Origin of the sequence: Dryocola clanedunensis, from assembly GCF_038405435.1 — a bacterium.
Lineage (GTDB): Bacteria > Pseudomonadota > Gammaproteobacteria > Enterobacterales > Enterobacteriaceae > Dryocola > Dryocola clanedunensis_A.
In genome coordinates, this window is sequence record NZ_JBBYHZ010000003.1 from 128,845 (window position 1) to 155,391 (window position 26,547).

Below are 26,547 nucleotides of genomic sequence, written 5' to 3' on the forward strand. Positions count from 1 at the left end.
TTGTATGACCACCCATCTGGTCTGGTTTCGCAATGATTTACGTATTACGGATAACCTTGCGCTGGCGGCGGCATGTCGCGATCCTGATGCAAGAGTGATTGGTTTGTTTATCGCCACGCCGCAGCAGTGGCGACAGCACGGCATGTCCCCTCGGCAGGCTGAATTTATCTGGCTTCATCTTGCTGAACTTCAGCGTTCGCTGGCCGAGCGGGGCATAGCCCTGCATGTCAAAGAAGTGGATGATTTCGTCGCCTCCATCGACTGCGTTAAACAGTTTTGCGACGATGAGAGCGTCGACGCGCTGTTTTACAACTATCAGTACGAGCTAAACGAGCGGGAGCGCGATGCTGCGGTTGAAAAAATTCTCGGGCGTGAGGTTATCTGCCAGGGTTTTGACGACAGCGTGCTTCTGGCGCCGGGCAGCGTGACCACCGGCAATCATGAAATGTACAAAGTGTTCACGCCGTTCAGTAAGGCATTTATCCGGCGGCTCCACGAAGGGCTTCCTGAATGTGTTACCGCGCCGCAATCGCGCGGTGAACCATTGTCGGTTTCAGATCTCACGCCTTTTAATTACCCACGCGAAACAGTCGATGCTTCTTTATTCCCGGCGGGGGAAAAAGCGGCCATTGCCCAGCTAAGAAAATTTAGCCAGTCACCGGCCTCAGAGTATCCTGAAAAGCGTGATTTTCCCGCAGTTGAGGGCACCAGCAGATTGTCGCCCTATCTTGCACTTGGCATTATTTCTCCCCGGCAGTGCCTGCATCGCCTGCTGAAGGAGCACCCTCAGGCGCTTGACGGCGGGGCCGGGGCTACGTGGCTCAACGAACTTATCTGGCGTGAGTTCTACCGGCACCTGCTGGTGGCCTGGCCAAAGCTCTGCCGCTTTCAGCCGTTTATCCCATGGACGAACGGCGTGCGCTGGGCTCAGGACAGGCAGAGGCTGACCGACTGGCAGCAGGGAAAAACAGGCTTCCCGATAGTGGATGCAGCAATGCGTCAGCTGAATACAACGGGCTGGATGCATAACCGCTTACGTATGGTTGTCGCCAGCTTTCTGGTTAAGGATCTGCTCGTCGACTGGCGTGAAGGCGAACGCTATTTCATGTCGCAGCTGATTGATGGCGATCTCGCCGCCAACAACGGCGGCTGGCAGTGGGCCGCCTCGACGGGCACCGATGCGGCACCCTATTTTCGTATTTTCAACCCAACAACCCAGGGGGAGCGTTTCGACGCCACGGGCGAGTTCATTCGCCGCTGGCTGCCGGAGCTTGCAGAGGTCCCGGATAAGTTTATCCATACCCCGTGGGTTTTCGCGGATAAACAGCAACATACGCTGGACTATCCGCGCCCGATTGTTGACCATAAGCAGGCACGAATCGCGACCCTTGCCGCCTATGAGGCGGCCCGAAAACCGGAAGATAAACGAGATGAAAAATAGCGAACTGGAACGCCTGATTAACGAAAAGCTTAACAGCGCGGCCATCAGCGACTACGCGCCAAACGGCCTGCAGGTCGAGGGGCGCGAAGAGATCCGCAAAATTGTAACCGGCGTAACGGCAAGCCAGGCGCTGCTGGATGAGGCCGTCCGTCAGAACGCGGATGCGGTAATTGTGCACCATGGCTACTTCTGGAAGGGGGAATCCCCGGTGATTCGCGGCATGAAGCGCAATCGTCTGAAAACGCTGCTTGCTAATGACATCAATCTGTATGGCTGGCATTTGCCGCTGGACGCCCATCCGCAGCTGGGGAATAACGCGCAGCTGGGTTCACTTCTGGGTATTGAAACCAAAGGTGAAGTTGAGCCGCTTGTGCCGTGGGGGGAATTTCCCTCTTCGCTGACGGGTGTAGAGCTGGCTTCCTGGATAGAGCTTCGTCTTGGCCGCACGCCGCTCTGGTGTGGCGATACCGGCCCGGAACACATTCGCCGCGTAGCCTGGTGCACCGGCGGCGGACAAAGCTTCATAGACAGCGCCGCTCGTTTCGGCGTGGATGCTTTTATTACCGGCGAGGTTTCCGAGCAAACCATCCATTCCGCACGTGAGCAGGGCCTGCATTTTTATGCGGCGGGCCATCACGCCACCGAACGCGGCGGTATTCAGGCGCTGAGCGACTGGCTGAACAGCGAAACGGATCTGGACGTCACCTTTATTGATATTCCGAACCCGGCATAAGACGGTATTCAGGAGGATAAGTGCAAAGAGCTCGGTGTTATTTATTAGGTGAAAGTGCGGTGGTTCTGGAGCTGGAGCCGCCGGTTTCCCTCGAAAGTCAGCAGCGCATCTGGGGATTGACCCGCAGGCTCGAAGAGTCGGATGCGATACGGGAAGTTATCCCGGGTATGAATAACATCACGGTGATCCTGCGCGATCCGCAAAGCCTTGCCATCGACGGCATAGAGCGGATCCAGCGCTGGTGGGAAGAGAGTGAAGCGATTATTCCCGAATCGCGCCGGGTCGAAATCCCGGTGATATACGGCGGGGATTTCGGGCCGGATCTTAGCGTGGTTGCGGAGCATAACGACCTGACGATTAGCCAGGTGGTCGAGCAGCACGCCAGCGCGGAATACATCGTCTACTTTCTTGGATTCCAGCCGGGCTTTGCCTATCTTGGCGGGCTTGCGCCAGAGTTGTATACCCCACGTCGCGCCGAGCCTCGCCTGCTGGTGCCTGCGGGTTCAGTTGGCATTGGCGGCGGCCAGACGGGGATTTATCCGCTGGCAACGCCCGGCGGCTGGCAGATTATCGGCCAGACGTCAGTGAAATTATTTAACCCGACATCTGAACCACCAACGCTGTTAGCGCCGGGCGATACCGTGCGCTTTGTTCCCCAGAAGGAGGGCGTGTGCTAAAAATTATTCGTGCCGGGATGCACACCACCGTGCAGGACAGCGGGCGTTTTGGCTATCGACAGCTCGGCGTCAGCCGCTGCGGCGCGCTGGATGGCCCCGCGCTGCGTATTGCTAATTTACTGGTTGGCAACGAACCGGGCAGCGCCGCGCTGGAAATCACCCTCGGCCAGTTTTCGGTGGAGTTCACCGAAGACGGCTGGTTTGCGTTAACCGGCGCGGGCTGCCACGCCGAGCTGGATGGCAAAGCCGTATGGACAGGCTGGCGTCTGCCGGTAAAAGCCGGGCAGCAGCTGCATCTGAAGTCCCCGGAGCGCGGCATGCGCAGCTATCTGGCGGTAGCCGGTGGGCTGGATGTGCCTTTGCTGATGGGCTCGGCAAGCACGGATTTGAAAGCGCAGGTGGGTGGGTTTGAGGGGCGTTTGCTGAAAGATGGCGATGTTATTCCCGCTCATCCGTCAAAGCGCCATTTTCGCGAGGCTCGCGGGATTAAACAGCTGCAGTGGGGCAACCGCATACGTGCGCTTCCGGGGCCGGAATACCATGAGTTCAGCCAGACGGCGCAGGACAGTTTCTGGCGTCTTCCCTGGCAGCTAAGCCCGCAGAGTAACCGCATGGGCTACCGCTTTATGGGGCAGAGGCTGGAGCGAAACACCGACCGGGAGCTGTTATCCCACGGGCTATTGCCGGGCGTGGTGCAGGTTCCCCACAACGGCCAGCCAATCGTGTTGCTCAACGATGCCCAGACCACCGGCGGCTACCCGCGCATTGCCTGCGTTATCGAGGCCGATATGTTCCACCTGGCGCAAATCCGCCTGGGCGAGCCGATCCATTTTGTGCAGTGCACGATTGAAGAGGCGCTGAAGGCGCGGCGCGACGGGCTACTCTATCTCGAGCAGCTGGCCTGGCGGCTTAACGACGGCGATTAGCTTATCAAGGAGACGGCATGCCGGAAGGCTCGGAAATAAGACGTGCGGCGGATGCGCTTGAGGCCGCCGTCCTCAACAAACCTCTTACCGACGTCTGGTTTGCTTTTCCCACGTTAAAAACGTTCGAGCAGCAGCTGATTGGCGAAAAAATCGAGCGTATCGACACGCGGGGTAAAGCGCTGTTAACACACTTTTCGAATGGTAAAACGCTTTATAGCCATAACCAGTTATATGGCGTATGGCGAGTCGTCAACGCGGATGAAACTCCGCAAACCACTCGCGTTCTGCGCGTTAAATTGCAGACGGCGGACAAGGCGATTTTGCTCTACAGCGCGTCGGAAATCCTCATGCTGGATGATGATGAGCTGGCAAAGCACCCGTTTTTACTGCGCGTGGGGCCGGACGTGCTGGATCTGACGCTGACGGTGGAGGAAGTTAAAGAGCGGCTGCTGTCGACGAGATTTCGCAGGCGGCAGTTCAGCGGCCTGCTGCTCGATCAGGCATTTCTTGCGGGGCTGGGAAACTACCTGCGCGTGGAAATACTCTGGCACGCCGGGCTGAGTGCGAGCCATCGGGCACAGGATTTAACCCCGGAGCAGCTGGAAAGGCTTGCCAAAGCGCTGCTGGAAATACCGCGTCTTTCGTACAACACGCGGGGCAGCGTGAATGAAAACAAGCATCACGGCTCGATTTTCAGCTTTAAGGTTTTTCATCGGGCAGGGGAGTTGTGCGAGCGTTGCGGCGGGGTGATAGACAGAACTATGCTCTCGTCCCGGCCTTTTTACTGGTGTCCGCACTGTCAGAAATAGCCATAAAAAAACGCGCCCTTGAGCGCGTTTTCATTATCAGCGAGACATTAGTTTTTCAAATCAGATTTGAAATCACGCTTGTCGTAGCCGGTGTAAAGCTGGCGAGGACGGGCAATTTTGATACCGTCGTCGTGCATTTCGTTCCAGTGTGCAATCCAGCCAACGGTACGTGCCATGGCGAAGATAACGGTAAACATAGAAGACGGAATGCCCATCGCTTTCAGGATGATGCCGGAGTAGAAGTCCACGTTCGGGTAGAGTTTCTTCTCGATGAAGTACGGGTCGTTCAGCGCAATGTGCTCAAGCTCCATCGCCACTTCCAGCAGGCTGTTATCTTTCAGATTCAGCTCTTTCAGCACTTCATGGCAGGTTTCACGCATTACGGTGGCACGCGGGTCGTAGTTTTTGTAGACGCGGTGACCAAAGCCCATCAGGCGGAAAGAGTCATTCTTGTCTTTCGCGCGGCGGATGAATTCCGGAATGTGTTCAACGCTGCTGATCTCTTCGAGCATTTTCAGCGCGGCTTCGTTAGCGCCACCGTGCGCAGGTCCCCACAGGGAGGCGATACCGGCAGCGATACAGGCGAACGGGTTAGCGCCGCTTGAGCCTGCGGTACGCACGGTAGAGGTGGAGGCGTTTTGCTCGTGGTCGGCGTGCAGGATCAGAATACGATCCATTGCGCGTTCCAGAATTGGGTTAACCACGTACTCTTCGCACGGCGTGGAGAACATCATATTCAGGAAGTTGCCGGCGTAGGAGAGGTCGTTACGCGGGTAAACAAACGGCTGACCGATAGAGTACTTGTAGCACATCGCTGCCATGGTCGGCATTTTTGACAGCAGGCGGAACGCGGCAATCTCGCGGTGGCGCGGGTTATTCACGTCCATTGAATCATGATAGAACGCCGCCAGCGCGCCGGTTACGCCGCACATTACCGCCATCGGGTGGGAGTCGCGACGGAAGCCGTGGAACAAACGGGTAATTTGTTCGTGGATCATGGTGTGGCGGGTAACGGTGGTTTTGAACTCTTCGTATTGTTCCTGGGTCGGCTTTTCGCCGTTCAGCAGGATGTAGCAGACTTCAAGATAGTTGGAGTGGGTTGCCAGCTGGTCGATCGGGAAACCACGATGGAGCAGGATGCCTTCATCACCGTCGATAAAGGTGATTTTAGATTCACATGATGCGGTGGAGGTAAAACCCGGGTCAAAAGTAAACACACCTTTAGAACCAAGACTACGGATATCAATTACATCCTGACCGAGCGTGCCCTGTAGCACATCCAGTTCGATAGCATCTTCACCGGTGCTGGTGAGGGTTGCTTTTTTGTCAGCCATTTACGGTCTCCTTAGCGCCTATTTTATAAGACTGCCGGGGGCCTGATTTGCATTCAAACTCACTGTGGTCGTTACCCGTTTTTTTAGTTGGCTCGCAGCTCTGTTTTAGAGGAGTACTACCAGGGTACAGAGCGATGGGCGCTTGCAGGTAACTTAGCCACGCAGGCGAAAAACAACAAATCAGGGTGTTAGCAGTCCGTATCAGTCAAACCTGTGTACCACTAATAACTGTCCTGAATACTGGGGTCAATACCGACACACTGTTACATAACTTATTCTCAGGTGAAAGGCTGACCCTATAACTTTTGCGAATTATACGGCTTTTCTGGCCTTGTTTGTAACAAGAATGTTTAACTTTTGTCAAATCAGATGATTAAATTTTAAAATAATGTTGTTATCGTGATACAGGTCACTGTTCCGAGCAAAACCCTTCAAACTATATGTAGGTTAATTGTAATGATTTTGTGAAGAGCCTATACTGCCGCCAGGTCTCCGGAATACCCTGCCACCGGGCGCCACCCAGCGTTGTAGCCAGCATTTTGGCATCTGGACGTAGCTGTTTTTGCATGACGCACAGTTATAGAAAGTTCGCGCTGTCTGACCCCGCCTGCAGACCCGGAGGAAGGAAACAATAAGAACAGCATGTGGGCGCTATTCATGATAAAAAATGCGAAAAAACAAAGACCTGTCAATCTGGATCTCTCAACGATCCGATTTCCCGTGACTGCAATCGCTTCCATCCTCCATCGTGCATCCGGCGTGATCACTTTTGTGGCTGTCGGCATCCTGCTTTGGTTACTCGGTCTGTCACTCTCCTCCCCGGAAGGCTTCCTCGTTGCGTCATCAATGATGAGCGGCTTCTTCGTTAAATTCATTATGTGGGGCATCCTGACCGCTCTCGCTTATCACGTTGTCGGCGGTATTCGCCACATGATGATGGACGTGGGCTATCTGGAAGAAACCTTCTTAGCGGGCAAACGATCCGCAATGATTTCCTTTGTAATAACTGTCGTGCTTTCAATTCTCGCAGGAGTCCTCGTATGGTAAGCAATGCCTCCGCATTAGGTCGCAATGGCGTGCATGACTTTTTGCTGGTTCGTGCCACCGCCATCGTTATCACCCTGTACATCATCTATATGATCGGGTTCTTCGCCGTGACCGGCGAGTTAACCTACGAGGTCTGGCGTGGTTTCTTCGCCTCCGCCTTCACCAAAGTCTTCACCCTGCTGACGCTGTTCTCTATTTTGATCCATGCCTGGATTGGCATGTGGCAGGTACTGACCGACTACGTTAAACCGGTAGCGATTCGTCTTGGGCTGCAACTGCTGATTGTTGTCGCGCTGCTGGTGTACGTCATTTATGGATTTGTTGTGGTGTGGGGTGTGTAATGAATTTACCAGTCAGAGAGTTTGATGCAGTTGTTATCGGTGCGGGCGGTGCAGGTATGCGCGCCGCGCTGCAAATTTCTCAGTCAGGCCAGACCTGTGCCTTACTGTCCAAAGTATTCCCGACCCGTTCCCATACCGTGTCTGCGCAGGGCGGTATCACCGTCGCGCTGGGTAACACCCATGAAGACAACTGGGAATGGCATATGTACGACACGGTAAAAGGCTCCGATTACATCGGTGACCAGGACGCCATTGAATATATGTGTAAAACCGGCCCGGAAGCGATTCTGGAACTGGAACATATGGGTCTGCCGTTTTCCCGTCTTGACGATGGCACTATTTATCAGCGTCCGTTTGGCGGCCAGTCGAAAAACTTCGGCGGCGAGCAGGCGGCACGTACAGCAGCAGCAGCGGACCGTACCGGTCACGCCCTGCTGCACACGCTTTATCAGCAGAACCTGAAAAATAAAACCACTATCTTCTCCGAGTGGTACGCGCTGGATCTGGTAAAGAATGATGATGGCGCAGTCGTTGGCTGTACCGCGTTGTGTATTGAAACCGGTGAGGTTGTCTACTTCAAAGCCAAAGCTACCGTGCTGGCGACCGGCGGCGCAGGCCGTATTTATCAGTCCACGACCAACGCCCACATTAATACCGGCGACGGTGTCGGCATGGCCCTGCGTGCAGGCGTGCCCGTGCAGGACATGGAGATGTGGCAGTTCCACCCAACCGGTATCGCCGGGGCGGGTGTTCTGGTTACCGAAGGCTGTCGTGGTGAAGGCGGCTATCTGCTGAACAAACACGGTGAGCGCTTCATGGAGCGTTATGCGCCGAACGCCAAAGACCTGGCGGGTCGTGACGTGGTGGCGCGTTCCATCATGATCGAAATCCGTGAAGGCCGCGGCTGCGAAGGCCCATGGGGTCCACACGCTAAACTTAAGCTGGATCACCTGGGTAAAGAAGTGCTGGAATCTCGCCTGCCGGGTATCCTGGAGCTGTCCCGCACCTTCGCACACGTCGACCCAATCAAAGAGCCAATCCCGGTTATCCCAACCTGCCACTATATGATGGGCGGTATTCCGACCAAAGTAACCGGACAGGCGCTGACCGTGAATGAGCAGGGCGAAGACGTTGTCATCCCTGGACTGTTTGCAGTGGGTGAGATCGCCTGCGTATCGGTACACGGTGCGAACCGCCTTGGCGGTAACTCGCTGCTGGACCTGGTGGTCTTTGGCCGCGCAGCTGGCCTGCATCTGCTGGAATGCATTGCCGAGCAGGGTGAACTGCGCGATGCAACGTCCGAGCAAATCGACGCCGCGCTGGAACGTCTGAACCGCTGGAACGGCAACCGTGACGGCGAAGATCCTGTACAAATTCGTAAAGCCCTGCAGGAATGCATGCAGCACAACTTCTCGGTCTTCCGTGAAGGTGACGCGATGGCCAAAGGGCTTGAGCAGCTGAAGCAGATCCGCGAGCGCCTGAAAAACGCCCGTCTGGACGATACCTCCAGCGAATTCAACACCCAGCGCGTCGAATGCCTGGAGCTGGATAACCTGATGGAAACCGCCTTTGCCACCGCCGTCTCCGCTAATTTCCGCACTGAAAGCCGGGGCGCCCATAGCCGCTTCGACTACCCGGACCGTGACGATGCAAACTGGCTGTGCCACAGCCTGTACCTGCCAGAGTCGGAAAGCATGACCCGCCGTGAGGTGAACATGCAGCCGAAACTGCGTCCGGCATTCCCACCAAAAGTGCGTACTTACTAATAGCGGAGCAAAGTGATGAAACTCGAATTCTCTATTTATCGCTACAACCCGGACGTTGACGATGCTCCGCGCATGCAGGAGTACACTCTGGAAGGGGAAGAAGGGCGCGACATGATGCTGCTCGACGCGCTTATTCAGCTGAAAGAAAAAGATCCAACGCTGGCGTTTCGCCGCTCGTGCCGTGAAGGGGTTTGTGGCTCCGACGGCGTGAACATGAACGGTAAAAACGGCCTGGCCTGTATTACCCCTATCTCCGCACTGGGCAACGGCAAGCAGAAGATTGTGATCCGTCCGCTGCCGGGTTTACCCGTCGTGCGCGATCTGGTGGTAGACATGGGGCAATTCTATGCCCAATATGAGAAGATTAAGCCTTACCTGTTGAATAATGGGCAAAATCCACCTGCTCGCGAGCATTTACAGTCGCCTGAGCAGCGTGAAAAACTGGATGGTCTGTACGAGTGCATTCTTTGCGCCTGCTGCTCAACGTCCTGCCCGTCGTTCTGGTGGAACCCGGATAAGTTTATCGGGCCTGCAGGTCTGCTGGCGGCATACCGCTTCCTGATTGACAGCCGCGATACCGAAACGGCAAACCGTCTGGACGGCATGAGCGACGCTTTCAGCGTATTCCGCTGCCATAGCATCATGAACTGCGTCAGTGTATGTCCTAAGGGGCTGAACCCGACGAAAGCCATCGGCCACATTAAGTCGATGCTGCTGCAAAGAAGCGCTTAGTCAGAAAAGCATTGGCGGATGGCGCGGGCTTATCCGCCCTACTTAAAAGGTAGGGTGGATAAACGAAGAGCCATCCACCACTCGGCTCCCGGGAAGGGAGCTATGCAGGAAATCTTTAAAAACTGCCCTACGTAACCTCGTACAGCGACAGTTTTTAAAGGTTCCTTCGCGGGCCAAATTTCCACGGCACTGGCCCGCTGAATGTGAACCCTGGAATGTGTACCAAACGTGTACGCTATAGTTATCCACGGCGAATAAGCAGATAAATGCTTAAGGGATCACGATGCAGAACGGCGAAATGAAAGCCTGGCTGGATTCCTCTTACCTGGCGGGTGCGAACCAGTCCTGGATAGAGCAGCTCTATGAAGACTTCTTAACCGATCCTGACTCTGTTGATGCGCACTGGCGCTCAATGTTCCAGCAGTTACCTGGAACCGGAGCCAGACCGGATCAATTCCATTCCAAAACACGTGATTATTTTCGTCGTCTGGCGAAGGATGCCTCACGTTACTCCACCGCGATTACTGACCCTGACACCGACGTTAAGCAGGTTAAAGTCCTGCAGCTGATTAACGCCTGGCGTTTCCGTGGGCATCAGGCGGCAAATCTCGATCCGCTTGGCCTCTGGAAGCAGGATGCGGTTCCCGATCTTGACCCTGCGTTCCACAACCTGACGGAAGCAGACCTGCAGGAAACCTTCAACGTCGGTTCTTTTGCCAGCGGCAAAGAGACGATGAAGCTTGCGGATCTGATCGCAGCCCTGAAGCAAACCTACGGCGGCTCCATCGGTGCGGAATACATGCACATCACCAACACCGAAGAAAAGCGCTGGATCCAGCAGCGTATCGAATCGGTTGTCGGCCACTCCACCTTCAGCGTGGAAGAGAAAAAACGTTTCCTGAGCGAGCTGACCGCAGCGGAAGGTCTGGAGCGCTATCTCGGTGCGAAATTCCCGGGTGCGAAGCGCTTCTCGCTGGAAGGCGGCGACGCGCTGGTGCCAATGCTCAAAGAAATGATCCGCCATGCGGGCAAGAGCGGCACGCGCGAAGTTGTTCTGGGGATGGCACACCGTGGCCGTCTGAACGTGCTGATTAACGTGCTGGGCAAAAAACCGCAGGATCTGTTCGACGAGTTCGCGGGCAAACATAAAGAGCATCTCGGCACCGGCGACGTGAAGTACCACATGGGCTTCTCATCGGATGTCGAAACCGAAGGCGGACTGGTTCACCTGGCGCTGGCGTTTAACCCGTCTCACCTCGAAATCGTCAGCCCGGTGGTTATTGGTTCCGTGCGCGCGCGCCTGGATCGTCTGGAAAAACCAGGCATCAATCAGGTTCTGCCTATCACCATTCATGGTGACGCAGCGGTTGCGGGCCAGGGCGTCGTTCAGGAAACGCTGAACATGTCCAAGGCGCGTGGTTACGAAGTGGGCGGCACCGTTCGCATCGTTATCAACAACCAGATTGGCTTCACCACGTCTAACCCGCTGGACGCTCGTTCCACACCATACTGTACCGATATCGGTAAGATGGTGATGGCGCCGATCTTCCACGTTAATGCTGACGATCCGGAAGCGGTCGCGTTCGTGACCCGTCTGGCGCTGGACTTCCGTAACACCTTCAAACGCGACGTATTTATCGACCTGGTTTGCTACCGTCGCCATGGTCATAACGAAGCCGATGAGCCAAGCGCAACCCAGCCGGTGATGTACCAGAAAATTAAAAAGCACCCGACGCCGCGTAAAATCTACGCTGACCGTCTGGAGCAGGAAAAGCTGGCCACGCTGGAAGACGCCACCGAAATGGTGAACCTCTACCGTGACGCGCTGGACGCCGGTGAATGCGTGGTGAAAGAGTACCGTCCGATGAACATGCATTCGTTCACCTGGTCGCCGTACCTTAACCACGACTGGGACGAAAGCTACCCTAACAAGGTTGAGATGAAGCGCCTGCAGGAGCTGGCGAAACGCATCAGCTCCGCGCCTGAAACCGTCGAACTGCAGTCCCGCGTCGCGAAAATTTACAGCGATCGCCAGGATATGGCGAACGGCGATAAGAAATTTGACTGGGGCGCGGCAGAGAACCTGGCGTATGCCACGCTCGTTGACGAAGGCGTCTCCGTCCGTCTGTCCGGCGAAGATGCTGGTCGCGGCACGTTCTTCCACCGTCACGCTGTGATTCACAACCAGACTAATGGTTCGACCTACACGCCGCTGCAGCACGTTCACAACAGCCAGGGCGAGTTCAAAGTCTGGGACTCCGTGCTGTCTGAAGAAGCGGTACTGGCCTTTGAATACGGTTATGCCACAGCAGAGCCACGCACCCTGACTATCTGGGAAGCGCAGTTCGGCGACTTCGCCAACGGTGCGCAGGTTGTTATCGACCAGTTCATCAGCTCCGGCGAGCAGAAGTGGGGCCGTATGTGTGGCCTGGTGATGCTGCTGCCGCACGGCTACGAAGGGCAGGGGCCAGAGCACTCCTCGGCACGTCTGGAGCGTTATCTTCAGCTGTGCGCCGAGCAGAACATGCAGGTTTGCGTTCCTTCTACTCCGGCACAGGTTTACCACATGCTGCGTCGTCAGGCGCTGCGCGGTATGCGTCGTCCGCTGGTTGTCATGTCGCCTAAATCTCTGCTGCGCCACCCGCTGGCGGTCTCCACGCTGGATGAGCTGGCTAACGGCACTTTCCTGCCGGCAATTGGTGAAGTTGACGAGCTGGATCCGGCAGGCGTGAAGCGCGTGGTTCTGTGTTCCGGTAAGGTTTACTACGACCTGCTTGAGCAGCGCCGTAAGAAAGATCAGAAAGATGTCGCGATTGTGCGCATCGAGCAGCTCTATCCGTTCCCGCACCAGGCGGTGCAGGAAGCGTTGAAACCGTTCGCTCACGTGCATGATTTTGTCTGGTGCCAGGAAGAGCCGCTTAACCAGGGCGCATGGTACTGCAGCCAACACCACTTCCGCGAAGTGATTCCATTCGGATCTGCCCTGCGCTATGCAGGTCGTCCGGCCTCCGCCTCTCCGGCGGTAGGGTATATGTCCGTTCACCAGAAACAGCAGCAAGATCTGGTTAATGACGCGCTGAACGTCGATTAATTAAAGGATAAAAAATGAGTAGCGTAGATATTCTTGTTCCTGACCTGCCTGAGTCCGTTGCCGATGCGACCGTTGCAACCTGGCATAAAAAACCGGGTGATGCCGTGACCCGTGACGAAGTGCTGGTAGAAATCGAAACTGACAAAGTGGTACTGGAAGTACCGGCGTCGGCAGATGGTATTCTGGATGCGGTGCTGGAAGATGAAGGCACCACCGTAACTTCTCGCCAGATTCTGGGCCGCCTGCGCGAAGGCAACAGCTCCGGGAAAGAGACCTCTGCGAAAGCAGACGCTAAAGAGTCCACCCCGGCACAGCGCCAGCAGGCCTCTCTGGAAGAGCAAAACAATGACGCGCTCAGCCCGGCTATTCGCCGCCTGATTGCGGAGCACTCCCTTGACGCCAGCGCTATTAAAGGCAGCGGCGTAGGCGGTCGTATCACCCGTGAAGATGTGGATAAGCATCTGACCCAGGCGAAAGCGGCACAGCCAGCTCAGGCCAAAGCAGCGACAGAAACCAAAGCACCGGTTGCACCGCTGGCTGGCCGCAGCGAAAAACGCGTGCCGATGACTCGTCTGCGCAAGCGCGTTGCTGAACGCCTGCTGGAAGCGAAAAATTCCACCGCCATGCTCACTACCTTTAACGAAGTGAACATGCAGCCAATCATGGCGCTGCGTAAGCAGTACGGTGAGTCCTTCGAGAAGCGCCACGGCGTGCGCTTGGGCTTCATGTCCTTCTACATTAAAGCGGTTGTTGAGGCCCTGAAACGCTACCCGGAAGTGAACGCTTCCATCGATGGCGATGATGTGGTTTACCACAACTATTTCGATGTCAGCATCGCGGTATCCACGCCACGTGGTCTGGTTACCCCAGTACTGCGCGACGTTGATACTCTCGGCATGGCCGATATCGAAAAGCGCATTAAAGAACTGGCCGTGAAAGGCCGTGACGGCAAGCTGACCGTGGAAGATCTGACCGGCGGTAACTTCACTATTACCAACGGTGGCGTATTCGGATCCCTGATGTCTACCCCGATCATCAACCCACCGCAGAGCGCGATCCTCGGGATGCACGCCATCAAAGATCGTCCAATGGCGGTTAACGGCAAAGTAGAGATCCTGCCGATGATGTACCTGGCGCTCTCCTACGATCACCGTCTGATCGACGGGCGTGAGTCCGTGGGCTATCTGGTGGCAATTAAAGAGCTGCTGGAAGACCCAACTCGTCTGCTGCTGGACGTGTAGTTGTAAAGCATCACCTGCCCTGTAGGTCGGATAAGCGTAGCGCCATCCGGCATTAAACCGCACCGGCCTACAGGTTTGAAGATAACGATTACCCTGAAGGATGGATAGAACTCATGAACTTACACGAATATCAGGCGAAACAATTGTTTGCTCGGTATGGTTTACCGGCACCAGTCGGTTACGCCTGCACCACACCGCGTGAAGCCGAAGAAGCTGCCTCTAAAATTGGCGCAGGTCCGTGGGTGGTAAAATGTCAGGTTCATGCCGGTGGCCGTGGTAAAGCGGGCGGCGTGAAAGTGGTCAACAGCAAAGAAGACATTCGTGCTTTTGCTGAGCACTGGCTGGGCAAACGTCTGGTGACCTACCAGACAGACGCTAACGGCCAGCCGGTACACCAGATCCTGGTTGAAGCGGCGACCGACATTGATAAAGAGCTGTATCTGGGCGCGGTAGTAGACCGTAGCTCCCGTCGCGTAGTCTTCATGGCTTCCACCGAAGGCGGCGTGGAAATCGAGAAAGTCGCGGAAGAAACCCCGCACCTGATTCATAAAGTTGCCCTCGACCCGCTGGCTGGCCCAATGCCATACCAGGGACGCGAGCTGGCATTCAAACTGGGTCTGGAAGGCAAGCAGGTTCAGCAGTTCACCAAAATTTTCATGGGCCTGGCCACTATCTTCCTGGACCGTGACCTTGCGCTTATCGAAATCAACCCGCTGGTTATCACTAAGCAGGGCGATCTGATCTGCCTCGACGGCAAGCTGGGCGCTGATGGCAACGCACTGTTCCGCCAGCCAGAGCTGCGCGAAATGCGTGATCCAAGCCAGGAAGATGCTCGTGAGTCTCAGGCTGCACAGTGGGAGCTGAACTACGTTGCGCTTGATGGCAACATCGGCTGCATGGTTAACGGTGCGGGCCTGGCAATGGGCACCATGGACATCGTTAAGCTGCACGGCGGCGAACCGGCTAACTTCCTGGACGTTGGCGGCGGCGCAACCAAAGAGCGCGTGACCGAAGCATTCAAAATCATTCTGTCAGACGACAAAGTGAAAGCCGTTCTGGTTAACATTTTCGGCGGCATCGTGCGCTGCGACCTGATCGCAGACGGCATCATCGGTGCGGTTGCCGAAGTGGGCGTAAACGTTCCGGTCGTTGTTCGTCTGGAAGGGAACAACGCCGAACTGGGCGCGAAGAAACTGGCTGACAGCGGCCTGAATATTATTGCAGCGAAAAGTCTGACCGATGCAGCACAGCAGGTAGTTGCTGCCGTGGAGGGGAAATAATGTCCATTTTGATCGATAAAAACACCAAGGTAATTTGCCAGGGTTTCACCGGCAGCCAGGGGACCTTCCACTCCGAACAGGCAATTGCCTACGGTACGCAGATGGTTGGCGGCGTAACGCCCGGCAAAGGCGGCACCGAGCATCTGGGTCTGCCAGTCTTTAACACCGTGCGTGAAGCCGTAGACGCAACGGGTGCTACTGCCTCTGTTATCTACGTTCCAGCTCCGTTCTGTAAAGACTCCATTCTGGAAGCTATCGACGCAGGTATTAAGCTGATTATCACTATCACCGAAGGCATCCCGACGCTGGATATGCTGACCGTGAAGGTGAAGCTGGATGAAGCTGGCGTGCGCATGATCGGGCCAAACTGCCCGGGCGTTATCACCCCTGGCGAATGCAAAATCGGCATCATGCCGGGTCACATTCACCTTCCCGGTAAAGTGGGCATCGTTTCCCGCTCCGGTACGCTGACTTATGAAGCGGTCAAGCAGACTACAGATATCGGTCTGGGCCAGTCCACCTGCGTGGGCATCGGCGGTGACCCGATCCCTGGGTCTAACTTCATCGATATCCTGAAAATGTTCGAGGAAGATCCGAAAACTGAAGCCATCGTGATGATCGGTGAAATCGGCGGCAGCGCGGAAGAAGAAGCGGCAGCTTACATCAAAGAGCATGTGACCAAGCCTGTTGTGGGTTACATCGCGGGTGTTACCGCGCCGAAAGGCAAGCGTATGGGCCACGCGGGCGCCATCATCGCGGGCGGTAAAGGTACAGCGGACGAGAAGTTCGCCGCTCTGGAAGCCGCTGGCGTGAAAACTGTTCGCAGCCTTGCTGACATCGGCGATGCGCTGAAAGCGATTTTGCCGCAGTAAACCTAACTAATAATAAATGTTCGACATGGTTGGCCACCCTTTGGGTGGCCTTTTTTATGGCTAACGGCAGGGCCAGAGCAAACACAGCCGCATCTCTCTGTTTACCTCCCTTACAATGCCAAATTAGTAAGGTTTTTATGCGAAGAGAATAAATATTGCTGATGCTTAACCGCATCAAAAATAATGATTTGTTAATGCATGTAACCCATAAAGTGAATTATTTGTGAATTAATTGGCGTGTTAAGCGGAAGAAGGCGGTCATTCCGTGAGGTGATTAACACCGATGAACGACTTTGTGGCGAAAAGCGGAATGTAAACCATAGTTGAAGCGAATAGTTTTTAATTATACAAGGCTGGTTATGATTAACTTTAGCGCATGTTTAAAAACACCTTATTAACAATGCGTTTACCAATCTTTCTTAAAATAAACGCAATTAACAAAGTGAAATTAAATTGCGCCAGATCAATATCTAAGGCTGGCATCTATGGCTGGAAAAGGGGTAAATTGTCGCGGATCAAAGTAGCGGGATCACGACATTTTCGCTATAAATTGATCACTGTCGAGAAACGTAAAAAACCCTTAGCAAATACCTATTTATCGTAAGGGAATTGCAGGGTAATATATTTGCGGATTATTTTAGGCTTTTATTAACGTATTTGTAACCTTTCACCTTTTGTCGTCACATTTGAATGAAATGTGAGGGCAAAGCGTAGTCTGGAAGCGAATGTTTTTGTATTAGGGCATGCGTTGTGGGGAGCCAGGCGGCGAACCACGGTCGGAGTCTTCATGCGAAGAGCAAGGAGTCAAGATGTTTGATATTGTCGAGCTGTCGCGCTTACAGTTTGCCTTGACCGCGATGTACCACTTCCTGTTTGTGCCACTGACGCTGGGTATGGCGTTCCTGCTGGCCATCATGGAAACGGTTTACGTCCTGTCGGGTAAGCAAATTTATAAAGATATGACCAAGTTCTGGGGCAAGTTGTTTGGTATCAACTTTGCGCTGGGTGTTGCTACTGGTTTAACCATGGAGTTCCAGTTCGGGACTAACTGGTCTTACTATTCACATTACGTGGGTGACATTTTTGGTGCGCCTCTGGCTATTGAAGGCCTGATGGCGTTCATGCTTGAATCCACTTTTGTCGGCCTCTTCTTCTTCGGTTGGGATCGCCTGGGTAAAGTTCAGCACATGGCGGTGACCTGGCTGGTGGCGTTAGGCTCCAACCTTTCCGCACTGTGGATTCTGGTGGCGAATGGCTGGATGCAAAACCCTATTGCTTCCGACTTCAACTTCGAAACCATGCGCATGGAGATGGTCAGCTTCTCCGAACTGGTGCTTAACCCGGTCGCTCAGGTGAAATTCGTTCACACTGTGGCAGCAGGTTACTGTACTGGCGCAATGTTTATCCTCGGTATCAGCTCTTACTACCTGCTCAAGGGTCGCGACACCGCGTTTGCAAAACGCTCCTTCGCTATCGCTGCAAGCTTCGGTATGGCGGCTGTGCTGTCCGTTATCGTTCTGGGCGATGAGTCCGGCTACGAAATGGGTGACGTGCAGAAAACCAAACTGGCTGCCATTGAAGCCGAGTGGGAAACTCAACCGGCTCCAGCATCCTTTACGCTGTTCGGTATTCCTGACCAGGATAAGCAGGAAAACCACCTGTCCATCCAGATCCCTTACGCGCTGGGTATTATCGCGACACGTTCTGTTGATAAGCCGGTGACCGGTCTTAAAGACCTTCTGGTTCAGCATGAAGAACGTATCCGTAACGGTATGAAGGCGTACAGCCTGCTCGAGCAGCTGCGTTCCGGCTCTGCCGACCAGTCCGTTCGCGACGACTTCAACGCAATCAAGAAAGATCTCGGCTATGGCCTGCTGCTGAAACGCTATACCCCGAACGTCACCGACGCGACGGAAGAGCAGATTCAGCAAGCCACCAAAGACTCAATCCCACGCGTTGCGCCGCTGTACTTCGCGTTCCGTATCATGGTGGCATGCGGCATCCTGATGCTGTTTATTATCGGCGTCTCCTTCTGGACGGTGTGTCGTAACCGTATTGGCGAGAAGAAATGGCTGCTCCGCGCCGCGCTGTATGGCTTACCATTGCCATGGATTGCGGTTGAAACCGGCTGGTTCGTTGCCGAGTACGGTCGTCAGCCGTGGGCGATTGGTGAAGTGCTGCCGACCGCGGTGGCGAACTCGTCGCTGACGGCGGGCGATCTCATCTTCTCTATGTTGCTGATTTGCGGTCTGTATACGCTGTTCCTGGTGGCCGAACTGTTCCTGATGTTCAAGTTTGCTCGCCTTGGGCCGAGCAGCCTGAAAACAGGTCGCTATCACTATGAGCAGTCTACCGTGGCTTCTCAGCCGGCACGCTAAGACAGGAGTCGTCAAATGTTCGATTATGAAGTATTACGTTTTGTCTGGTGGCTGCTGATTGGCGTACTGCTGATCGGTTTTGCAGTGACCGATGGCTTCGACATGGGCGTCGGGATGCTCTCACGCATCATCGGCCGCACCGATGTCGAGCGCCGCATTATGGTTAACTCCATTGCCCCGCACTGGGATGGTAACCAGGTCTGGCTCATCACCGCTGGTGGCGCACTGTTCGCCGCCTGGCCAATGGTTTACGCCGCGGCGTTTTCTGGCTTCTATGTGGCGATGATTCTGGTGCTGGCTTCTTTGTTCTTCCGTCCGGTTGGTTTCGACTACCGCTCGAAGATCGAAGACGTGCGCTGGCGTGGCATGTGGGACTGGGGCATCTTCATCGGTAGCTTCGTGCCGCCGCTGGTCATTGGTGTGGCGTTCGGCAACCTGTTGCAGGGCGTGCCGTTCCACGTTGATGAGTATCTGCGCCTGTACTACACCGGTAATTTCTTCCAGCTGCTGAATCCGTTTGGTCTGCTGGCCGGTATCGTTAGCGTTACTATGATCCTGACCCAGGGTGCGACTTATCTGCAAATGCGTACGGTAGGTGAACTTCACCTGCGTTCACGCGCTGCAGCGCAAATCGCTGCGCTGGTGATGATGGTCTGCTTCGCGCTGGCGGGCGTCTGGGTGATGTACGGCATCGACGGTTACGTTGTGACCTCCGAGCTGAACCACCACGCCGCATCGAATCCGCTGACTAAAGAAGTCGCCCGTCAGGCTGGTGCCTGGATGGTGAACTTTAATAACATGCCGGTTCTGTGGCTCATCCCTGCGCTGGGCGTGGTTCTGCCTCTGCTGACAATACTGATGTCTCGCCTTGAGAAAGGGGCTATGGCATTCGTATTCTCATCGCTGACTCTGGCCTGTGTGATCCTGACTGCTGGTATCGCTATGTTCCCGTTCGTGATGCCTTCCAGCACCATGATGAACGCCAGCCTGACAATGTGGGATGCCACATCCAGCCAGCTGACGCTGAACGTGATGGCATATGCCGCCGCGGTGTTCGTACCGATCATTCTTATCTACACCACTTGGTGTTACTGGAAGATGTTCGGTCGAATCACCAAAGAGCATATCGAAAGCAACACCCACTCTCTGTACTAAGTAAGGAGCTGATTATGTGGTACTTTGCATGGATTCTGGGGACGCTTCTGGCCTGTGCTTTTGGCATTATTACCGCCCTTGCGCTTGAGCATGTGGAAGCAACTAAAGCCGGTAAAGAAGAACACTGATGGAAGCAATTATCGCAAAGCTTTACGCGATAATGGATAAGAGCCCTTTAAGGGCTCTTTCCTTGATCATGGCCCTGGCGCTTGCGGGCTGCATCTTCTGGGACCCCTCTCGCTTCGCGGCGAAGACCAGTGAGCTGGCAGTCTGGCACGGTTTTCTGCTGATGTGGGGCGTCTGTGCAGGCGTTATTCATGGCGTAGGTTTTAGCCCCCGCAAGACCCTCTGGCAGGGGCTTTTCTGCCCGTTAATTGCCCAACTTGTGCTGCTGGCAGGATTGCTCTTCTTCTTCGCCTGAAGCCCGCGCCAGGACAAGTTTGTTTACCCAATATTTATAGGCTTTAACAAGCCTATAAATATTTACCTATCGTTTAATACAACCCATTCCCAACCCCCATCCTCTTGCGTATAGTAGCAACGTTTAAAGCACTACCGGGATGTAAAGTGAGTACAACGCCGTTTCGATGGCCGGTTCGTGTCTACTATGAAGACACAGACGCCGGCGGTGTGGTTTACCACGCCAGCTATGTTGCTTTTTATGAAAGAGCTCGCACTGAGATGCTGCGCCAGCACCACTTTCACCAGCAGGATTTGCTGGCGGAGCGCATCGCCTTTGTCGTTCGCAGGATGACCGTTGATTATCTTGCGCCTGCCCGACTTGACGATTTACTCGAAATCCAAAGTGAAATTACATCGATGCGCGGCACCTCTTTGGTGTTTACGCAGCGAATAGTCAATGCCGAAGGTCGGGTACTCAATGAAGCTGAGGTCCTGGTCGTCTGTGTTGATCTTCTCTCAATGAAGCCTCGTGCGCTTCCCAAGTCTATTGTCGCGGAGTTCAAGCAGTGACTGACATGAATATCCTTGATTTGTTCCTGAAGGCTAGCCTTCTGGTCAAATTTATCATGTTGATTTTGATTGGTTTTTCCATTGCATCATGGGCAATCATCATTCAGCGTACGCGCATCCTCAATACCGCCACCCGCGAAGCGGAAGCGTTTGAAGATAAGTTCTGGTCGGGCATTGAATTGTCCCGTCTGTATCAGGAAAGCCAGGGGCGCCGCGACACCCTTGCCGGCTCTGAGCAGATTTTCTATTCAGGATTTAAAGAGTTTGCCCGCCTGCATCGTGCGAATACCCATGCCCCGGAAGCGGTGGTAGACGGGGCCGCGCGCGCAATGCGTATTTCAATGAGCCGTGAACTCGAAACGCTTGAAACACATATTCCATTCCTTGGCACCGTGGGTTCCATCAGTCCTTATATCGGCCTGTTTGGTACGGTCTGGGGGATCATGCACGCCTTTATCGCACTGGGTGCGGTGAAACAGGCGACGTTGCAGATGGTTGCACCGGGCATTGCAGAAGCACTGATCGCCACCGCGATTGGTCTGTTTGCCGCCATTCCAGCTGTTATGGCCTATAACCGCCTGAACCAGCGTGTGAACAAACTGGAATTGAATTACGACAACTTCATGGAAGAGTTCACGGCTATCCTGCACCGTCAGGCTTTTACCAGCAGCGATAAGCAGTAAGGGGTAAGTCATGGCCAGACGTGTACGTGGTCGTCGTGAACTAAAGTCAGAAATCAACATCGTACCTCTGCTGGACGTGTTGCTGGTGCTGCTGCTGATCTTCATGGCAACGGCACCCATCATCACCCAGAGCGTAGAGGTGGACCTGCCCGATGCGACTGATTCGCAGACGGTAAGCAGTAACGATGAGCCGCCGGTCATTATTGAAGTGTCCGGGGTAGGGCAGTACAGCGTGGTGGTTGAGAAAGACCGTATGGATCAGTTGCCGTCTGAACAGGTTGTTGCTGAAGCCCAGCGTCGCCTGCAGGCAAATCCAAAAACGGTCTTTTTGATCGGTGGTGCAAAAGATGTTCCGTATGAAGAGATCATCAAAGCATTGAACCTGCTGCACAGCGCGGGCGTGAAATCCGTCGGCCTGATGACGCAGCCAATCTGATCTACCTCGCGATAGCTATATTTGGGAACCGAGAGTGTCAAAGGCAACCACAGAAAACGATAAGCTCAAACGCGCGATAATCGTCTCAGTGATTCTGCATATCATCCTGATTGCGATCCTGATATGGAGCTCGTTTGACGAACACATTGACGCCAGTGCTGGTGGCGGTGGTGGTTCGGCTATTGACGCTGTCATGGTCGACCCTGGCGCCGTAGTGCAGCAATACAACCGCCAGCAGCAGCAGCAGGCGAGCAGTAAACGTGCGGCAGAGCAGCGCGAAAAGCAGGCCCAGCAGCAGGCAGAAGAGCTGCAGGAGAAACAGGCTGCTGAACAGCAGCGTCTGAAAGCCCTGGAGAAAGAACGCCTGGATGCGCAGGAGCAAGCGAAGCAGCAGGCCGACCAGCAGAAACAGGCTCAGGAAGCAGCAAAAGAAGCTCAGGAGCAGCAGAAGCAGGCGGAAGCCGCAGCGGCGAAAGCCAAAGCAGATGCTAAAGCCCAGGCTGATGCTCAGGCTAAAGCTGCCGCAGATGCTCAGAAAAAAGCTGCGGAAGAGGCTGCAAAAAAAGCCGCTGCCGCAGAGAAAAAAGTAGCCGCCGCCGAAGCTGCCGCTGCGGCCAAAAAGGCCCAGCAGGAAGCCGAGAAGAAAGCGGCTGCTGAAGCCGCGAAAAAAGAGGCCGCTGCCGAAAAAGCAGCCGCCGACAAAGCTGCATCGGAAAAAGCAGCTGCGGACAAGGCTGCCGCTGCAAAAGCAGCCGCAGATAAAAAAGCGGCTGCTGACGCGAAGAAAAAAGCTGCAGCAGAGAAAGCCGCTGCCGATAAAGCAGCTACTGAGGGCGTAGACGATCTGTTTGGTGACCTCAGTTCGGGTAAGAATGCACCGAAAACCGGTGGTGGGGCGAAAGGTAATGCCGCAGCCGCTGCCGGAAAAGGGAATACTAAGAATAATGGCGCATCTGGTGCCGAGATCAGTGGTTATGCAGGTCAGATAAAAGCGGCGATCGAAAGTAAGTTTTATAATGATCCTTCGTTTGCCGGTAAGACCTGTTCATTACGAGTCAAACTGGCTCCTGATGGTTTACTGCTGGATATCAAATCAGAGGGGGGCGATCCGGCCCTTTGTCAGGCGGCAATAGCAGCCGCGCGACTGGCAAAGATACCGAAGCCACCGAGCCAGGACGTGTATGAAGTATTCAAAAACGCGCCGATTGACTTCAAACCTTAATAGCCTTCCCCGAAGCGGGCAGAAATGATGAAGTGCTATATAAAGGGGTTATGATAGTTTTGTGTATTTGGGTTTGTTAAAATTCTGCTAAATTATCGTGGGCTTTGGGTCCGGATAAGGGAGATATGATGAAGCAGGCATTTCGAGTAGCATTAAGTTTCTTGATGCTGTGGGCAGCCGTGCTGCACGCAGAAGTTCGTATTGAGATCACACAAGGTGTGGACTCAGCACGTCCTATTGGTGTTGCACCGTTCAAATGGGCAGGCCCAGGTGCGGCGCCTGAAGACGTTGGCGGCATTGTTGCCGCTGACTTACGCAACAGCGGTAAGTTCAATCCGCTGGATCGCTCCCGTCTCCCGCAGCAGCCTGGTTCCGCTCAGGAAGTGCAGCCGGCAGCCTGGACCGCTCTGGGGATTGATGCCGTCGTTGTCGGCCAGGTTACGCCAAACGGTGACGGTAGTTATACCGTGGCTTACCAGTTGGTAGATACCTCTGGCGCGCCGGGTACGGTTCTGGCTCAGAACTCTTACAAGGTTAACAAGCAGTGGCTGCGCTACGCCGGTCATACCGCCAGTGATGAAGTGTTTGAAAAACTGACCGGTATCAAAGGCGCGTTCCGCACTCGTATCGCTTACGTGGTGCAGACCAACGGCGGTCAGTTCCCTTACGAACTGCGTGTGTCTGATTACGATGGCTATAACCAGTTTGTGGTTCACCGTTCTCCGCAGCCGCTGATGTCTCCTTCCTGGTCTCCAGACGGCAGCAAGCTGGCTTACGTAACGTTTGAAAGCGGTCGCTCGGCGCTGGTCATTCAGACGCTGGCGAATGGTGCCGTGCGCCAGGTGGCTTCGTTCCCTCGCCACAACGGTGCACCGTCGTTCTCTCCGGACGGGACTAAACTGGCCTTCGCGCTGTCCAAAACCGGTAGTCTGAACTTGTACGTGATGGATATTGGCTCCGGCCAGATTCGTCAGGTTACTGATGGACGCAGCAACAACACGGAACCTACCTGGTTCCCGGATAGCCAGAACCTGGCCTATACCTCCGATCAGGCTGGACGTCCGCAGATTTACAAAATTAATATCAACGGCGGTGCCCCGCAGCGTCTGTCCTGGGAAGGTGGCCAGAACCAGAATGCTGATGTAAGTACCGACGGGAAGTTTATGGTAATGGTGAGCTCCGCAAGCGGGCAGCAGCACATTGCCAAACAGGATCTGGTAGCGGGTGGCGTACAAACTTTATCGTCAACGTTCCTGGATGAAACGCCAAGTCTGGCACCTAACGGCACTATGGTAATCTACAGCTCTTCTCAGGGGATGGGATCCGTGCTGAATCTGGTCTCAACAGATGGGCGTTTCAAAGCGCGTCTTCCGGCAACTGATGGTCAGGTGAAATCACCTGCCTGGTCGCCGTATCTGTGATAATAAAATCTAAAGGATCAAAGAAATGCAACTGAACAAAGTGCTGAAAGGGCTGATGATTGCTCTGCCTGTTATGGCTGTCGCGGCATGTTCTTCTAACAAGAACGCGAGCAACGAGAGCGGTGAAGGCATGCTGGGTGCCGGCACTGGTATGGACGCTAACGGTCAAGGCGGTAACATGTCTTCCGAAGAGCAGGCACGTCTGCAAATGCAACAGCTGCAGCAGAACAACATCGTTTACTTCGGTCTGGACAAGTACGATGTGAGCTCTGAATTCGCTGCAATGCTGGATGCACACGCTAACTTCCTGCGTAGCAACCCATCTTACAAAGTGACCGTAGAAGGTCATGCGGACGAACGTGGTACCCCGGAATACAACATCTCCCTGGGCGAGCGTCGTGCTACTGCCGTTAAGATGTACCTGCAGGGTAAAGGCGTTTCTGCAGACCAGATCTCCATCGTTTCTTACGGTAAAGAAAAACCTGCAGTACTGGGCCATGACGAAGCGGCATATGCCAAAAACCGTCGTGCCGTACTGGTTTACTAAGAGAATTGCATGAGCAGTAACTTCAGACATCACTTGTTGAGTCTGTCGTTACTGGTTGGCATAGCGGCCCCCTGGGCCGCTTTTGCTCAGGCGCCAATCAGTAGTGTCGGCTCAGGCTCGGTCGAAGACCGTGTCACTCAACTCGAGCGTATTTCTAACGCTCACAGTCAGCTTTTAACCCAACTCCAGCAACAGCTCTCCGATAATCAACGTGATATTGATTCCCTGCGCGGTCAGATTCAGGAAAACCAGTATCAGCTGAACCAGGTGGTAGAGCGACAGAAGCAGATTCTGCTGCAGATAGATGGCCTCAGCAACGGCGGTGCCGCTGCGGGTCAGGCTAGCGGCGGCGAGCAAGGTGCTGCTCCGGCAACGCCTGATGCGGGTGTGTCCACTGGCGCCCCTGCTGCGGCAGCTCCTGTGCAGGGGGGCGATGCAAACAGCGACTACAATGCTGCTATCGCCCTCGTGCAGGATAAATCCCGCCAGGATGACGCCCTTGTTGCTTTCCAGAACTTTGTGAAAAAGTATCCGGATTCAACCTACCAGCCTAATGCGAATTACTGGCTGGGGCAGTTGAACTACAACAAAGGGAAAAAGGATGATGCGGCCTATTATTTTGCCTTTGTGGTAAAAAATTATCCGAAATCGCCTAAAGCCCCGGACGCAATGTATAAGGTCGGTCTGATCATGCAGGACAAAGGCGACACCGCGAAAGCGAAAGCCGTGTACCAGCAGGTGATCAAACAGTTCCCAAACACCGATGGCGCGAAGCAGGCGCAAAAGCGTCTGAATGCCATGTAATGCTTGCGGCCTGACCAGATATCGTTGTTTTTCTGGTCTTGCCGCGCAATTACTAAGCAGTTGAGAAAAATGTTCAAAATTGTTGTTGCGTCAAAATCTTAAATCAGTAATATATGCCGCCGTTGCCGGGGGATAAGAAACAAACCGGAAATGACACGAAAATGGGTCGTTAGCTCAGTTGGTAGAGCAGTTGACTTTTAATCAATTGGTCGCAGGTTCGAATCCTGCACGACCCACCATTTTCGAATTGAAATACGATTAGTGAATCGTGAAGGGTTTGGACCTGCAGCAGGTTCGAGTGGAGCGAAGCAACACAGCGTTGCGCAGCAACGACCCGAAGGGTGAGGCCAGAGGCCGAATCATACTGCACGACCTACCGTTTTCGATGTCGTAGTAAGCAGTAACCGCATAGCGGGGCGTTAGCTCAGTTGGTAGAGCAGTTGACTTTTAATCAATTGGTCGCAGGTTCGAATCCTGCACGCCCCACCATCTTTTAGATGGATTGCATAAAGTGAAGCGTGAAGGCTTAACAAAACTTCAAAAAGCAGTAACCGCATAGCGGGGGCGTTAGCTCAGTTGGTAGAGCAGTTGACTTTTAATCAATTGGTCGCAGGTTCGAATCCTGCACGCCCCACCATC

At 54.4% G+C, this 26,547-nt stretch carries 26 protein-coding genes, 3 tRNA genes and 1 other RNA gene; 28 read left to right on the forward strand and 2 right to left on the reverse strand.

Annotated features, from left to right (window positions below; translation table 11 throughout):
* Positions 1-4 precede the first annotated feature (4 nt).
* The 5 genes from phrB to nei are packed head-to-tail and all read left to right on the forward strand — an operon-like array spanning position 5 to position 4,586.
* Entirely contained in the window at positions 5-1,441 is a 1,437-nt protein-coding gene (phrB, locus tag AAE045_RS08170) for a deoxyribodipyrimidine photo-lyase (protein ID WP_455547289.1), read from the forward strand.
* Complete coding sequence (locus AAE045_RS08175; RefSeq protein WP_455547290.1) at positions 1,431-2,174, forward strand: type 2 GTP cyclohydrolase I; 744 nt, start codon at positions 1,431-1,433, stop codon at positions 2,172-2,174. Before phrB ends, AAE045_RS08175 begins: the two co-directional genes overlap by 11 nt.
* Positions 2,175-2,194: 20 nt before the next feature.
* On the forward strand, positions 2,195-2,851 hold the full coding sequence (gene pxpB, locus AAE045_RS08180) for a 5-oxoprolinase subunit PxpB (RefSeq protein WP_455547291.1): 657 nt from the start codon (positions 2,195-2,197) through the stop codon (positions 2,849-2,851).
* Positions 2,845-3,777 carry a 5-oxoprolinase subunit PxpC gene (pxpC, locus tag AAE045_RS08185; protein ID WP_455547292.1) on the forward strand — a complete coding sequence of 311 codons (933 nt, stop codon included), beginning with the start codon at positions 2,845-2,847 and terminating at the stop codon, positions 3,775-3,777. The genes pxpB and pxpC overlap by 7 nt, the downstream gene beginning before the upstream one ends.
* Before the next feature lie 17 nt (positions 3,778-3,794).
* Entirely contained in the window at positions 3,795-4,586 is a 792-nt protein-coding gene (gene nei, locus AAE045_RS08190) for an endonuclease VIII (protein ID WP_455547293.1), read from the forward strand.
* Positions 4,587-4,633: 47 nt separating this feature from the next.
* Here the strand turns inward: nei and gltA are convergent, their stop codons facing one another.
* Together gltA and AAE045_RS08200 are read right to left on the reverse strand one after the other, a co-directional pair.
* Entirely contained in the window at positions 4,634-5,920 is a 1,287-nt protein-coding gene (gltA, locus tag AAE045_RS08195; RefSeq protein ID WP_455427400.1) for a type II citrate synthase, read from the reverse strand.
* Positions 5,921-6,125: 205 nt separating this feature from the next.
* Positions 6,126-6,284 carry a hypothetical protein gene (locus tag AAE045_RS08200; RefSeq protein ID WP_455547294.1) on the reverse strand — a complete coding sequence of 53 codons (159 nt, stop codon included), beginning with the start codon at positions 6,282-6,284 and terminating at the stop codon, positions 6,126-6,128.
* 278 nt (positions 6,285-6,562) lie between these two features.
* Between AAE045_RS08200 and sdhC the strand changes: the two genes are divergently transcribed.
* From sdhC to AAE045_RS08315, 23 genes are all read left to right on the forward strand, one after another.
* Complete coding sequence (sdhC, locus tag AAE045_RS08205) at positions 6,563-6,967, forward strand: succinate dehydrogenase cytochrome b556 subunit (RefSeq protein ID WP_455547295.1); 405 nt, start codon at positions 6,563-6,565, stop codon at positions 6,965-6,967.
* On the forward strand, positions 6,961-7,308 hold the full coding sequence (sdhD, locus tag AAE045_RS08210) for a succinate dehydrogenase membrane anchor subunit (protein WP_455547296.1): 348 nt from the start codon (positions 6,961-6,963) through the stop codon (positions 7,306-7,308). Before sdhC ends, sdhD begins: the two co-directional genes overlap by 7 nt.
* Positions 7,308-9,074 (forward strand): succinate dehydrogenase flavoprotein subunit, encoded by a 1,767-nt coding sequence (gene sdhA / locus AAE045_RS08215; RefSeq protein WP_455547297.1) that lies wholly within the window; start codon positions 7,308-7,310, stop codon positions 9,072-9,074. Before sdhD ends, sdhA begins: the two co-directional genes overlap by 1 nt.
* A 15-nt stretch (positions 9,075-9,089) precedes the next feature.
* The gene (locus AAE045_RS08220) at positions 9,090-9,806 is read left to right on the forward strand and encodes a succinate dehydrogenase iron-sulfur subunit (protein WP_121267110.1); all 717 of its coding nucleotides are present in this window, start codon (positions 9,090-9,092) and stop codon (positions 9,804-9,806) included.
* A gap of 283 nt (positions 9,807-10,089) precedes the next feature.
* Positions 10,090-12,897 carry a 2-oxoglutarate dehydrogenase E1 component gene (gene sucA, locus AAE045_RS08225; RefSeq protein ID WP_455547298.1) on the forward strand — a complete coding sequence of 936 codons (2,808 nt, stop codon included), beginning with the start codon at positions 10,090-10,092 and terminating at the stop codon, positions 12,895-12,897.
* A gap of 14 nt (positions 12,898-12,911) precedes the next feature.
* Positions 12,912-14,138, forward strand: coding sequence for a 2-oxoglutarate dehydrogenase complex dihydrolipoyllysine-residue succinyltransferase (gene odhB / locus AAE045_RS08230; RefSeq protein WP_455547299.1), 1,227 nt, complete (start codon positions 12,912-12,914; stop codon positions 14,136-14,138).
* Between the two features lie 113 nt (positions 14,139-14,251).
* The gene (sucC, locus tag AAE045_RS08235) at positions 14,252-15,418 is read left to right on the forward strand and encodes a succinate--CoA ligase subunit beta (RefSeq protein ID WP_455427406.1); all 1,167 of its coding nucleotides are present in this window, start codon (positions 14,252-14,254) and stop codon (positions 15,416-15,418) included.
* The gene (gene sucD, locus AAE045_RS08240) at positions 15,418-16,290 is read left to right on the forward strand and encodes a succinate--CoA ligase subunit alpha (RefSeq protein WP_455547300.1); all 873 of its coding nucleotides are present in this window, start codon (positions 15,418-15,420) and stop codon (positions 16,288-16,290) included. Before sucC ends, sucD begins: the two co-directional genes overlap by 1 nt.
* Before the next feature lie 809 nt (positions 16,291-17,099).
* Entirely contained in the window at positions 17,100-18,668 is a 1,569-nt protein-coding gene (gene cydA, locus AAE045_RS08245) for a cytochrome ubiquinol oxidase subunit I (protein WP_455547301.1), read from the forward strand.
* Positions 18,669-18,683: 15 nt separating this feature from the next.
* Entirely contained in the window at positions 18,684-19,823 is a 1,140-nt protein-coding gene (gene cydB, locus AAE045_RS08250) for a cytochrome d ubiquinol oxidase subunit II (RefSeq protein ID WP_455547302.1), read from the forward strand.
* Positions 19,824-19,837: 14 nt separating this feature from the next.
* The gene (gene cydX, locus AAE045_RS08255; RefSeq protein ID WP_049292487.1) at positions 19,838-19,951 is read left to right on the forward strand and encodes a cytochrome bd-I oxidase subunit CydX; all 114 of its coding nucleotides are present in this window, start codon (positions 19,838-19,840) and stop codon (positions 19,949-19,951) included.
* Positions 19,951-20,244, forward strand: a complete 294-nt coding sequence (gene ybgE, locus AAE045_RS08260) for a cyd operon protein YbgE (RefSeq protein WP_455547303.1) — start codon at positions 19,951-19,953, stop codon at positions 20,242-20,244. The genes cydX and ybgE overlap by 1 nt, the downstream gene beginning before the upstream one ends.
* Positions 20,245-20,390: 146 nt before the next feature.
* Positions 20,391-20,795, forward strand: a complete 405-nt coding sequence (gene ybgC, locus AAE045_RS08265) for a tol-pal system-associated acyl-CoA thioesterase (protein ID WP_202303822.1) — start codon at positions 20,391-20,393, stop codon at positions 20,793-20,795.
* Positions 20,792-21,478, forward strand: a complete 687-nt coding sequence (tolQ, locus tag AAE045_RS08270) for a Tol-Pal system protein TolQ (RefSeq protein WP_455547304.1) — start codon at positions 20,792-20,794, stop codon at positions 21,476-21,478. The genes ybgC and tolQ overlap by 4 nt, the downstream gene beginning before the upstream one ends.
* Before the next feature lie 10 nt (positions 21,479-21,488).
* Positions 21,489-21,914, forward strand: coding sequence for a protein TolR (gene tolR / locus AAE045_RS08275; protein WP_455427412.1), 426 nt, complete (start codon positions 21,489-21,491; stop codon positions 21,912-21,914).
* Positions 21,915-21,948: 34 nt separating this feature from the next.
* On the forward strand, positions 21,949-23,136 hold the full coding sequence (gene tolA, locus AAE045_RS08280; protein WP_455547305.1) for a cell envelope integrity protein TolA: 1,188 nt from the start codon (positions 21,949-21,951) through the stop codon (positions 23,134-23,136).
* Positions 23,137-23,264: 128 nt separating this feature from the next.
* Entirely contained in the window at positions 23,265-24,557 is a 1,293-nt protein-coding gene (tolB, locus tag AAE045_RS08285) for a Tol-Pal system beta propeller repeat protein TolB (RefSeq protein WP_455547306.1), read from the forward strand.
* A gap of 25 nt (positions 24,558-24,582) precedes the next feature.
* The gene (pal, locus tag AAE045_RS08290) at positions 24,583-25,104 is read left to right on the forward strand and encodes a peptidoglycan-associated lipoprotein Pal (RefSeq protein ID WP_202303827.1); all 522 of its coding nucleotides are present in this window, start codon (positions 24,583-24,585) and stop codon (positions 25,102-25,104) included.
* A 9-nt stretch (positions 25,105-25,113) separates the two neighbouring features.
* Positions 25,114-25,908 carry a cell division protein CpoB gene (gene cpoB, locus AAE045_RS08295; RefSeq protein WP_455547307.1) on the forward strand — a complete coding sequence of 265 codons (795 nt, stop codon included), beginning with the start codon at positions 25,114-25,116 and terminating at the stop codon, positions 25,906-25,908.
* 163 nt (positions 25,909-26,071) lie between these two features.
* Positions 26,072-26,147: transfer RNA gene (locus AAE045_RS08300), tRNA-Lys, on the forward strand.
* Positions 26,148-26,162: 15 nt separating this feature from the next.
* A non-coding RNA gene (locus AAE045_RS08305) (RtT sRNA) lies at positions 26,163-26,287 on the forward strand.
* Positions 26,288-26,321: 34 nt separating this feature from the next.
* Positions 26,322-26,397 (forward strand) — tRNA-Lys (locus AAE045_RS08310).
* 72 nt (positions 26,398-26,469) lie between these two features.
* Positions 26,470-26,545, forward strand: a tRNA-Lys gene (locus AAE045_RS08315).
* Positions 26,546-26,547: the final 2 nt, after the last annotated feature.